The organism is Flavobacterium sp. (genome assembly GCF_044368995.1).
GTDB lineage: Bacteria > Bacteroidota > Bacteroidia > Flavobacteriales > Flavobacteriaceae > Flavobacterium.
Map to the genome: position 1 here is coordinate 1 of NZ_JBIPMS010000120.1, position 4,918 is coordinate 4,918.

6 protein-coding genes are annotated in these 4,918 nt (G+C 30.2%); 4 read left to right on the forward strand and 2 right to left on the reverse strand.

Going from position 1 to position 4,918, the window contains the following annotated elements; all coding sequences use genetic code 11:
* Together ACIQ2I_RS07845 and ACIQ2I_RS07850 are read right to left on the reverse strand one after the other, a co-directional pair.
* On the reverse strand, positions 1–714 hold a 714-nt coding region (locus ACIQ2I_RS07845; RefSeq protein WP_396181869.1), incomplete at its 3' end, for a ribonuclease E/G.
* A gap of 349 nt (positions 715–1,063) precedes the next feature.
* Positions 1,064–1,357, reverse strand: coding sequence for an HU family DNA-binding protein (locus tag ACIQ2I_RS07850; protein WP_291242428.1), 294 nt, complete (start codon positions 1,355–1,357; stop codon positions 1,064–1,066).
* 133 nt (positions 1,358–1,490) lie between these two features.
* On the opposite strand from ACIQ2I_RS07850, the gene mutY reads away from it, so the two are divergent.
* The 4 genes from mutY to ACIQ2I_RS07870 all read left to right on the forward strand — a co-directional run.
* The gene (gene mutY / locus ACIQ2I_RS07855) at positions 1,491–2,519 is read left to right on the forward strand and encodes an A/G-specific adenine glycosylase (RefSeq protein ID WP_396181870.1); all 1,029 of its coding nucleotides are present in this window, start codon (positions 1,491–1,493) and stop codon (positions 2,517–2,519) included.
* 36 nt (positions 2,520–2,555) lie between these two features.
* Entirely contained in the window at positions 2,556–2,969 is a 414-nt protein-coding gene (locus tag ACIQ2I_RS07860) for a single-stranded DNA-binding protein (RefSeq protein WP_396181871.1), read from the forward strand.
* 61 nt (positions 2,970–3,030) lie between these two features.
* The gene (gene gldD / locus ACIQ2I_RS07865; RefSeq protein ID WP_396181872.1) at positions 3,031–3,582 is read left to right on the forward strand and encodes a gliding motility lipoprotein GldD; all 552 of its coding nucleotides are present in this window, start codon (positions 3,031–3,033) and stop codon (positions 3,580–3,582) included.
* A 77-nt stretch (positions 3,583–3,659) separates the two neighbouring features.
* Positions 3,660–4,918 (forward strand): TraB/GumN family protein (locus ACIQ2I_RS07870; protein WP_396181873.1); only part of this gene is annotated, 1,259 nt, incomplete at its 3' end.

Here is a 4,918-nt window from a genome sequence, read left to right on the forward strand (position 1 = left end):
AGATTTTGTTAATTCTCCTAATACTTTTGAGGGATGATGTGCGGTTTGTAGTTTTTTACACATGGTAGTCCAACGGTCTAACAGTGTTTCTACATCTTTTTCAATCTCAGTTGTTTTTCTGCCTTCTGCTACTGTTCTCACAATAACACCAAATCCCTTTGGTTTTATAGATTGTAGTAATTTTTTTAGTCGGTCTTTTTCTGCTCGGTCTCCAATTTTTTGTGAAATGGATACACGGTCTGAAAAAGGTACTAAAACTACATATCTTCCAGCTAAAGAAATCTCAGAACTAATTCTTGGTCCTTTTGTTGAGATAGGTTCTTTAACTACTTGAACTAAAATCGACTGATTGGCGCTTAATGTGTCCATTATAGTGCCATCTTTGCTGATTTCTGGTTCAAAAGGGAAATTTTTGAGTGAATAATCTTTTATTTTACCTGCGCTTACAAGTTTAATAAATTTCATCAAAGAACCAAGGTTTGGGCCTAAATCATGATAATGCAAAAATGCATCTTTTTCATGACCTAAATGCACAAATGCGGCGTTCAATCCGGCAACGGGTTTTCTTATTTTTGCTATAAAAATATCGCCAACCTGAAACTGAATGCTGTCGCCAGCCTCTTTTTCTTTGTGTAATTCAATTAGTTTTCCATCTTTTAATAAGGCAAAATCTACTGCGTCTGAACTAGATCTAATGATTAATTCTTTGTTCATACTGTATCTTTTTTATCCGAACATTTTGTTGTCGGTTTTTGATTGTTTGTTACCAAAGGTACAAAACAACTAGCAACTAGCAACTTATTGCTTGGATGGATTAAACAATTTAGGTAAAATACCCAATAAAATTATAATATGAATTGAATGAATCAAGTAATAAAATAATTTAAAATTCAAGGAACGTAACTTCTTTTTTTAAACAAAGAAAAGTAGTTATTAGACTACTTTTTCTTTTTGTGACGGTTAGCTCTCGCTCTTTTCTTACGCTTGTGAGTAGCTACCTTATGTCTTTTTCTTTTTTTACCACTTGGCATAATGTGCAGTTTTTTATGATTAATAAATAATATTATACAGTTACTTCTGTCTTTTCTTTAACGCTTTCAACAAAAATTTTAGCGGGTTTAAATGCTGGAATGTTGTGAGCTGGTATTTTAATTGTGGTATTCTTTGAAATGTTTCTTCCCGTTTTTTCAGCCCTTGTTTTAACAATAAAACTACCAAATCCTCTTAAGTAAACATTATCACCAGTTTCTAATGAATTTTTTACTTCTTCCATGAATGATTCTACAGTAGCTTGAACGTCACCTTTTTCAAGACCTAATTTTTCTGAAATTTTTGCTACGATATCTGCTTTCGTCATTTTCTTGCGTGTTAAATTTTATGTGTATTTTTTTGAGTGTGCAAATATATGAATTAAAAAAATACAAATTCAAACATAATGAACTAAAATTTAACCAGATAAATGATTTATTTTTACAGCTTTAATTATTACTATGAATTTTTCAAAGAAATTAATCAGTTGGTACCAACAAAATAAAAGAGATTTACCATGGCGTAATACCAATGATGCATACAAAATATGGCTTTCAGAAATTATTTTGCAACAAACAAGAGTGGGTCAAGGATTACCTTATTATATAAATTTTGTAACGGCTTTTCCCACAGTAAAAGATTTGGCAAATGCCGATGAACAAAAAGTTTTGAAGCTTTGGCAGGGTCTTGGATATTATTCTCGTGCCAGAAATTTGCATTTTACCGCAAAATTTGTGGTAGAAAATCATCAAGGAATTTTCCCAAATACATATATTGAATTACTAAAATTAAAAGGAATTGGAACCTATACCGCAGCAGCAATAGCTTCTTTTTCTGCAAATGAACCAGTTGCTGTTGTAGATGGAAATGTGTTTAGAGTGTTGTCGCGGGTTTTTAATGTTACTTATGATATTTCTTTAAATTCTACTAAAACGTATTTTATAGAACTGGCGCAAAAATTACTTAATACAACAGAGCCTAATCTTCACAATCAAGCTATAATGGAGTTTGGAGCGTTACAATGCGTGCCTAAAAAACCAAATTGTTCAGACTGTGTTTTTAACGACAGTTGTGAAGCTTATAAACTTAAAATTGTCTCGGAATTACCTGTAAAATTTAAAAAAATTAAAGTTACGAAGCGATTTTTAAATTACGTTTTAATTCATGATGCTTTTGGAAATTATATAATGAACAAAAGAACTGAAAACGGAATTTGGAAAAATTTATATGAGTTTCCCTGTGTTGAATCAGAAAAAGAACTCGATGAAAATGAAATGTTATTGCAATTAAAGAAATTATATAAAATTAAAAAATTTCAATATTTTGATGCTTTTGATGTGTTACATAAATTATCGCATCAGCATTTAAATATAAAATTTTATAGAATTGAGTTGGAAGAAATAATTGAAAAAAGCTATACTTTTTCAGAATTAAAACAATTGCCTGTTCCTATTGTGTTGCATAATTTTATAGAAAAAATTGGTATATAAATAATATTTAGTATTTTTGATAAAAACATATAAGCCATGAACGGTACTTTAAACAAGGTTATTCTAATCGGTCACTTAGGAGACGAGGTAAAAATGCATTATTTTGATGCGCAAAGTTGTATTGGAAGATTTCCTTTGGCAACAAATGAAGTTTACATTAATAAATCGACAGGTGAAAAAATCACTTCTACAGAATGGCACAATATTGTAGTAAGAAATAAGGCTGCTGAATTATGCGAAAAATACCTTTCAAAAGGAGATAAAATATACATAGAAGGTAGAATAAAATCTCGTCAATGGACTGCAGAAGACGGCACTACAAAATACACCACTGAAATTCAAGTTACAGAATTTACGTTCTTAAACACTAAAAAAGATTCAGATTTATCTAAAGCGCCAACTTCAAATCCACCAAGTTCAAAAGATGTAGATTTTGATTCCTTAGTTTAATTCTGAATATAGAGAATAGAATATAGAGAATAGATAGTTCTTTATTATTAAACAATTACAAATGAAAACGCCCCTTATTTTTAGCTTACTTTGTCTTTCTTTACTTTCTTGTGGTGATGAAAAAATGCCAAAACCGACAGGACAATTAAGCTTAGAATATCCACCAGCAAAATACATGAAATTTTCCAATTCTTGTGGTTTTGATTTTGATAAAAATGATTTGGCAGAAGTAAAAACAACCTCAAATTGCGGATTAGAAATTCATTATCCAAAAATGAAAGCAACGGTGTATTTAACGTACAAACCCGTACAAAATAATTTAGATAAATTACTTACAGACGCACAGAAATTAACATTTGAACACGCTATAAAAGCCAATGATATTGCTGAACAGCCCTACATAAATCCGACTAGAAAAGTATACGGAATGTTTTATCAAGTAGGCGGAAATGCTGCTACTAACGCGCAATTTTACGCTACAGATAGTACCAAAAATTTTGTTACGGCTAGCATGTATTTTTACTCCAAACCAAATTTTGATTCCATACTTCCAGCTGCTGATTATATTAAAAATGACATGAAAAAAATCATAGAATCTATTAAATGGAAATAGATATTTTTTTTTAAATTAGTGTTATAATCTTATCAATTTATTATATTTGGGAAAACTTAACCTAACTACAATACACTTTGAAAAAGATTTTATTTTTACTTACATTTTTATCAATTTCTGCATTTGCACAAGAAAAAAAATACCAAAGTTTATTTTGGGAAATTTCCGGAAACGGATTAGCCAAAAAATCCTACATGTATGGCACCATGCATGTTTCCGACAAGGTTTCTTTTCACTTATCTGATTCTTTTTTCGAAAAATTAATGGCTTCAGATTTTATTGCTAATGAAAGTGAACCAAATACTTGGACAGAATTATACGATTTGTATGGATTCTATCAATCTACACAAACAAGAAGAAATTTTTATTCTAATTTTTATACATCTCCAATAGAAAAAGACTATTTATATTCTCTTTTTAGAGGAACAAATTATAATTTAATTGGATTATTATCTCGAACCAATCAGGCCAATCAAGAATTTCAAGAGGAAACCTATTTGGATATGTTCATTTACAGAACTGGAAGAAAATATGGTAAAAAGACATTAGGATTAGAAGACGTTAAATCTACTACTTTAAATATCGAAAAAGCTGAGGCGGAAATGGACAGAAGTGAAGTAGATGAAAACAAACAAGCTATTTTAAAAATATTAAAAAAACGATCTTATGTAGACGTTTTAAGAGATGCATATCGTGAAAAAGATTTAGATTTATTGGATACGCTAAACATGCTTTCCTCACCAAAATCTTACAATAAAGCCATGCTTTTTGATAGAAATGAAGGAATGTCCGCAAGCATGGATTCTATCATGAAAACTGGAAGTTTGTTTGCTGCTATTGGCGCCGCTCATTTGCCTGGTAAAAACGGAATGATTGAGATTTTAAGAAGAAAAGGATATACCGTTACACCAATATTGTCTGAATATACAGAAAAAGGGAAAAAATTAAAAAAACAGATTGAAGACTATTTTGTAAAACCCGTTTTTGAAATTAATACCACTTCAGATGAAATGATTTCTTTGCCTTTGTTTCCTTTGGTGTTAAAAAATGGTGAAAATTTAGAATCTCCAGATTTAGGAAACGGAGGACATATTAATGTAAAACGTATGTTGCTTCAGGATTTTATCACAAAAAAAGATGAAAAGTTTAATCATAAAACGCTTGACAGTTTGTTTTTTGAAAACATTCCCGGTGAAATTTTAGAAATAAAATCATATCAAGAAAAAAATAATTTTGTGTATGATATTAAGAGCAAAACCAAAACGGGTAAAAACGAACGGTATAGATACTACATCACCCCTCTAGAAATTATTGCTGTAATAATGAGTGGAGAAGG

Bases quoted from the DNA above. Each gene is read 5' to 3' on its own strand.
- ACIQ2I_RS07850 (WP_291242428.1), bottom strand. From the start codon at position 1,357: ATGACGAAAGCAGATATCGTAGCAAAAATTTCAGAAAAATTAGGTCTT.
- mutY (WP_396181870.1), top strand. From the start codon at position 1,491: ATGAATTTTTCAAAGAAATTAATCAGTTGGTACCAACAAAATAAAAGA.
- ACIQ2I_RS07860 (WP_396181871.1), top strand. From the start codon at position 2,556: ATGAACGGTACTTTAAACAAGGTTATTCTAATCGGTCACTTAGGAGAC.
- gldD (WP_396181872.1), top strand. From the start codon at position 3,031: ATGAAAACGCCCCTTATTTTTAGCTTACTTTGTCTTTCTTTACTTTCT.